At 72.6% G+C, this 6,315-nt stretch carries 4 protein-coding genes; 2 read left to right on the plus strand and 2 right to left on the minus strand.

The window, feature by feature from the left end:
- Nucleotides 1-60: 60 nt before the first annotated feature.
- Nucleotides 61-1,911, minus strand: a complete 1,851-nt coding sequence (locus ABZ749_RS26560) for a chromosome partitioning protein (protein ID WP_357232599.1) — start codon at nucleotides 1,909-1,911, stop codon at nucleotides 61-63.
- 716 nt (nucleotides 1,912-2,627) lie between these two features.
- The gene (locus ABZ749_RS26565; protein WP_357232593.1) at nucleotides 2,628-3,761 is read right to left on the minus strand and encodes a diacylglycerol kinase family protein; all 1,134 of its coding nucleotides are present in this window, start codon (nucleotides 3,759-3,761) and stop codon (nucleotides 2,628-2,630) included.
- 123 nt (nucleotides 3,762-3,884) lie between these two features.
- On the opposite strand from ABZ749_RS26565, the gene ABZ749_RS26570 reads away from it, so the two are divergent.
- Nucleotides 3,885-5,174, plus strand: coding sequence for an adenylosuccinate synthase (locus ABZ749_RS26570; RefSeq protein WP_357232596.1), 1,290 nt, complete (start codon nucleotides 3,885-3,887; stop codon nucleotides 5,172-5,174).
- A 194-nt stretch (nucleotides 5,175-5,368) separates the two neighbouring features.
- Nucleotides 5,369-6,286: a type IV toxin-antitoxin system AbiEi family antitoxin domain-containing protein gene (locus ABZ749_RS26575; protein ID WP_357232602.1), complete on the plus strand. Its 918-nt coding sequence runs from the start codon at nucleotides 5,369-5,371 to the stop codon at nucleotides 6,284-6,286.
- Nucleotides 6,287-6,315: the final 29 nt, after the last annotated feature.

Genomic DNA, 6,315 nt, shown 5'->3' on the forward strand with positions numbered 1-6,315 from the left:
GACCTCATCGGCCCCCCCCCCCCGGCGGGCCCCCCGGCCCGCGGGCCGGCCGTCGGCGGGTCACAGCCCTTCGGCGACCGCGGCGGCGATCTTCAGCCAGGCGTCCCGGGTGGCCGAGGAGAGCCCGCCGTACCGGATCGGCTCGCCGCTGTCGATGAGCCGCTCGTACGGGGCCAGCAGCACCGCCCGGGTGCGGGCCGCGAAGTGCTCCTGGATGGCCGGCAGGTCGATCTCCTTGCGGGACGGTGGCATCGACACCACGGTCACGGCCTGGCGGACCAGCCGTTGCCGGCCGCTCTGCTCCAGGTGGTCGAGCATCCGGGCGGCGGTCTCGGCGGAGTCGTTACGGGCCGACATGGTGACCACCAACTGGTCGGTGGCGTCCATCGACGCCTGCCAGTTCTGCGCCCGGACGTTGTTCCCGGTGTCCACGAAGATCAGCTTGTAGAACCGGCTGACCACCTCTCGGATCTCGGCGAACGCGGCAGCCGTCAACATCTCGCCGCCGGTGGCCGACTCGTCCGAGGCCAGGACGTCGAACATCCCCTCGCCCTGCGAGCGGACGTACTGCGACAGGTCCCCGACCCGCCCGTGCGCACCCTGGAACTGCCCGAGGTCACGCAGCATGTCCCGCACCGTGCGGGAGTGGAAGTCCTGTTGGGCGCGCATCCCGAGCGTGCCCTGGGTCTCGTTGTTGTCCCAGGCCAGCACGTAGCCGCCGCGCTTCTGACCGAACGTCATCGCGAGCAGCAGGATGGCCACCGTCTTCCCGGCGCCGCCCTTCGGATTGACGACGGTCACCTGCCGCAGACCGCCGAAGTTGCGGCGCACCATCTCGATGTCCCGCTTGAGCTCCTGCTCGTGCCGCCCCGGAGAGAGCCGGAGCAGGCCCATCTTGTTGACCACCGCGCGTACACCCATGGTCGCCACCGGATCGGCGGGTCGAACCTGGCGGCGTCGGGCGAAATCCTCGGCGGTCGGTGCGGCTGTGGTGTCCGGTGTCCAGCTCGCGTCCGGGTACGCGGTCGCGTCCGGGTACGCGGGGGCCGGGACCCGGGTCACTCCGTCGGCCTCCTGGTACGGCTGCCCGGGCGTGCCGCCGGGCGAGCCCTGCTGCCAGGGCGGTGGGTGCCAGCCCGGCGAGGGCGGGAACGGCCCGGGCGGTGGGGTCGCCGGCCCGGCCTGCCCAGGAGCGTGTTGCGGTGCGGCAAGGCCGTGCGGTGGGTTGCTGAACTGCGTCACGTCGGGCGGTGGCGGAATCTGCGCCGGGCCGACCTGGCCGGGGATGAACGGCTGCCCGGGGTGTGCCTGCGTGGGACCGGCGTGCGGAACGACCGGAGGCGGAGGCGGAACCGGAGGTGTCGCGCCGGCCTCGTCCGCAGCGGGCGCGGCCGTTCCGGCCGGGCGTTGCGGCGGGTACGCCCACGGCGACTCGGCAATCGGCCGCGCCGGCCCGTCAGGGGACCCGTCCGCACCGGCCCCGCTGGCCTGTTGCACCGGCTGGCCGGGCTGTGGTGCCGGCCCGCCGGCCTGCGGCGCGGTCCCGTCCGGCTGTGGTGTCGGCCCGCCAGCCTGGGGCATGGGCACACCAGGTTGTGGTGCCGACCTGGCCGCCGCGAAGGCTGCGGCCGAGGGGTCTGCCGGCGCGGGGCCGGCGGCCGTCGGACTGTCGGCGGCACGCGGGCTGTCGGTGGCGTTCGGGCTGGCAGCGGACGCGGTGGCCGCCGAAATGGGCGAGCCGGTGGCGGCGGCCGAGGTGGAGCGGTCGGCGGGTGCCGATGCGGCGGAGCGGTCGGCGGCGGTCGGGTGATCCAGGGTGAACGGCAGGTTCAGGTCGACGCTGCCCGGGGTGATCGGCGCGGCGGTCGGGACCCGGTCACCGGGCAGTACCTGTGCCGCGTTGCCGGGCATCACCTGTGGCGCGTCGGGCGCGGCGCTGCCCGCGTCGCTCCCGGCGGGACGGCCGTCGCGCGGTGCGGCGGTGGTGCTCGGTGTCGCGGCGGCAGCCGGGATGCCGGGGCCGGTTGGCCCGCCGTTGCTCCCCGGACCGGTCGGCCCGCCGTTGCCCCCGGGGCCGGTCGACGGCGGCGTCGGCCGGGCGGCGGTCGCTGGCGGAGCGGCCGGGGGTGACGCAGCGGCCGGGTCTGCCGGGGGTGACGCAGCGGCCGGGTCGGTCGGCGGCGGCCAACTCGACTGCGCCGGCGCCCAACCAGACCCGACGCCGGACGGGCCGCTGGTCCCCCACCCCCCAGGTGCCGGGACGGCGCCGGTGAGCGACGGGTAGTCCGACGGCGAGGGCGGCGACTGGGCCGCAGCGCCGGGCTGGCCGGGAACCGGCGGTCGCCCGATCGGCGGCGCGGCCACCGGTGGCGTGACCGGATGTGTGACCGGCGACGGCCCACCCCGCTGCTCGGCGACAGCAGCCCACGGCGGCACCGCGCCCCGGTCGCCCGGATCTGGCGGCCAGAGTGGTTCGACGTCCCGCTCCGGCACCGGCTGCTGGCCGGGCACCTGCGCCCGGTCGGCGTTCTCGTCCATTACGGCCCTCCCCAGTCCTCCTGCGAGGATAGGCCCAATCGCCCAACAGGGCCGATCGGCTCAGGCAGGTCGGCCGGTCGCGGCCGAGGTCAGATCGACCAGACCGCCCAGGCGCCCGGCTCGACCCACCAGGAACGCTTACGGGTCAGCTCGCTCTCGACACCATCGTCGAGGTACGGCACCCTGCCCTCCCTGGGCAGCACCGACACCGCCCGTCCACGGGCCCGCCGAACTTCGAGGCGTACCCGCTTGCGCCCCCACGTCGACCGGACGACCACCGGCACGGCCACCGCGACCTCGACCTGGCCGTCGGTCGGGTCCGGCGCGGTCAGCAGCGTCACGTCGTTGAGCGTCGCGTACCCGCCGGCGTTGCCGACCGCGCAGGCCAGCAGCGGTTCCGAACCGTCGGTGAGGATGGTGTCGTCGACCTCCACCCGGGCGCGCCAGTGCAGCGGCCGGCCGGCGTCGTCGGCTGCGCCGAGGAGCGCGCCGTCCAGGGTCACCGAGCCACCGTCGTTGCGGAGCAGGTCCAACCGGCGCGGCGTGCCGTCCAGCACCGCGGCGGCCACCGCCGCCGGGTCACGGGGCAGCCCGAGCTGCGCGGCCAGGTCCCGGTGGGTGCCGCCACGGGCCGGGTCGAGCGGGAGTACGGCCACCGGCGGCAGGTCGGGCAGGGTCCGGTTGCCGGGCAGGTCCGCCGGGCGCTTGCTCGGCGCCGGGGCGTACCGCTTGACCAGCCGGCGCAGCACGGCGCGCAACTGCCCGTCGCTCGCCGTGGCGATGACCAGCCGGGTCTTGCTGTCCGGGTCCGGCCAGGTGAGGCCGTCCGGGCGTGCTGGGCCGTCGAACCGGGCCAGCACCGCGTCGATCTCGGCGTCGGAGCGGGCCGTGACCGTCTCCACCCGGGCGCCCCGGGCGTTCAACGCGTCGGCGCACGCCAGCACCGGCACCCGTGGTCGCTCCGTCGCGCACTGCCCGGTGTCGGTCTGGTCGTTGCTGGCCTGGTCGGTGTTCGCCTGCCCGCTGCTGGTCTGGTCGTTGCTGGCCTGGTCGGCATTTGCCTGGCCGGGGGCGGCCTGGCTGGTGTTTTCCGGCCCAGTGTCGGTCTGGCTCGTTGGGCCGGTGTCGGCCCCGGTCGCGCCGCCGCAGCAGGCCCCGCCGCTGCCGCAGCCCCCGGGAGCGTCCCGCTCCGAACCAAGGGTGAGCAGCACCACGTCGTACACGGAAGAGCCTCCTGCCTCTCGACGCGACCCCTGCCGGCCACGCCGTCACTACTTGTTAACCTGACACCCCGGGCTCGCCGAGCGGTCGCCACCTGGCACCCGAGCCTTCTGGAGGCGGAAAAGATGCCAGCGATCGTGCTCATCGGCGCTCAGTGGGGCGACGAGGGCAAGGGCAAGGTTACCGACCTGCTGGGTGAGCGGGTCGACTACGTCGTGCGCTACTCCGGCGGCAACAACGCCGGGCACACGGTGATCACCCCGGACGGCCAGAAGTACGCGCTGCACCTGATGCCGTCCGGCGCGCTCTCACCGAACGCGATGATCGTCATCGGCAACGGTGTGGTGGTCGACCCGAAGGTGCTGCTCGCCGAGATCGACGGCCTGGCGGAGCGCGGCGTCGACGTGTCCCGCCTGCGGATCTCCGGTGACGCTCACCTGATCATGCCGCACCACCGGGCGCTGGACCGGGTCATCGAGCGCTACCTCGGCTCGTCCCGGATCGGCACCACCGGCCGCGGCATCGGCCCGGCGTACGGCGACAAGGTCGCCCGGATCGGCATCCGCCTCCAGGACCTGCTCGACCCGGGCATCCTGCGCAAGAAGCTGGAACTCGCGCTGCGCGAGAAGAACCAGATCCTCTTCAAGGTCTACAACCGCAAGGCGATCGACGTCGACGCGACGGTCGAGGAGTACCTGGCGTACGCGGAGCGGCTCAAGCCGTACATCGCGGAGACCCGGGCGATGCTCTGGGACGCCCTGGACCGGGGCGAGACGGTGCTGCTGGAAGGCGCCCAGGCCACCATGCTCGACATGGACCACGGCACCTACCCCTTCGTGACCTCGTCCAACCCCACCGCCGGTGGTGCCTGCGTGGGCGCGGGCATCCCGCCGACCGCGATCAACAAGGTCATCGCGGTGAGCAAGGCGTACACCACCCGGGTGGGTGCCGGGCCGTTCCCGACCGAGCTGTTCGACGCCAACGGCGACCACCTGCGCAAGATCGGCGCTGAGTACGGCACCACCACCGGGCGGGAGCGCCGGTGCGGCTGGTTCGACGCGGTCGTCGCCCGGTACGCCTGCCGCCTCAACGGCGTCACCGACCTGGTCATCACCAAGCTGGACGTGCTCACCGGCCTGCCCAAGGTGCCGATCTGCGTCGGCTACGAGATCAACGGCGTCCGGGTCGACGACATGCCGATGAGCCAGACGGACTTCCACCACGCAAAGCCCGTCTTCGAGGAACTCGACGGCTGGTGGGAGGACATCACCAAGGCCCGCACCATCGACGACCTTCCGGAGAACGCCCGCCGCTACATCGCGAGGGTCGAAGAACTCTGCAACACCCAGGTGAGTGTCGTAGGCGTAGGCCCAGGCCGAGAAGAAAACGTAGTCCTCCACCCCCTCCTCCCCTAACCCCCCGCACCCACCCCCACCCCCCCGTGTTGATCATGAAGTTATTGCCATCGCTGTCGGCGTGTCGAGGCAATAACTTCATGATCAACCAGCTCTGAGAGCCTCGTTATCCACAGGCGTGGAGGGGTTGTCCACAGGGGGTCGTTTCGGGTTTCGGGTTGGGCCAGGGTGGCCGGGTGGATGCCTTGGATGTGGTGCGGCAGATTGCGGCCGTGCGGGACGGAGTTGTAACACTCAGGCAGGCGCGTGCGGCTGGCCTGACGACGCATGAGGTGCAGCGGCTTTGTCGGACTGGACGCTGGCGGGTCGTGGCGCGTGGCGCCTATCTGGTGGACGCTGACCGGTACGACGGCGTTCCGCGAGCGGCACGGATCAGGGCTGCGGTGGCCTCCTTCGGGCCAGCCGCAGCCGCTGTGCTCGCAACGGCTGCGGAGCTGCACGGGTTAGCCGGTCTGCGGGCCACCGACGTGATCGACCTGTCGGTGCCAGGCCCGATCGCCAGGCCAGCCCGGCTTGCCCACCCGGAGGTGGTGGTTCATCAGTTGGTCATTCAGCCCGACCAATTTGTCCAGGTGAACGGAATCACCGCTACAGAACCGCTGCGGACCCTTGCCGACGTGAGCCTTCGGGTTGATCGTCTTTCGGCGGTGAGTGTGCTGGACTCGGCACTGAATCGTCGGCTCGTGACCATCGATGATCTGCTCGCCATTCCGCGCCTCGTTCGAGGACGACGCGGTGCGGTCGTGGCGCGTGGCTACCTCAGCGAGGTCGATGGGCGTGCGCAGTCCCCGTTGGAGACGCGGACCCGGCTGCGCTGCGTGGACGGGAGAGTGCCACCGGACGCACTGCAACTTGAGGTACGCGATGAGGACGGCTACCTGTTGGGGATCGGGGATCTCGGCTGGCGGGGCCCTCGCGTCATCGCCGAGGCCGACGGCCGCGGCCCTCACGGTGCCCCGGAGGCCGCCTACGCCGACCGCCGTCGACAGAACCGCCTCGTCAACGCCGGCTGGACCGTCCTCCGATTCACCTGGCAGGACACCCTCCACCCCGCCTACATCCCGCACACAGTCCGCCAGGCAATCGCCGCTGCCCGACGCCGTCGATCATGAAGTTGTTGCCACGACACGCCGCGGCGGAG

The sequence above is a fragment of the Micromonospora sp. NPDC047753 genome (assembly GCF_040642735.1).
Classification (GTDB): domain Bacteria; phylum Actinomycetota; class Actinomycetes; order Mycobacteriales; family Micromonosporaceae; genus Micromonospora.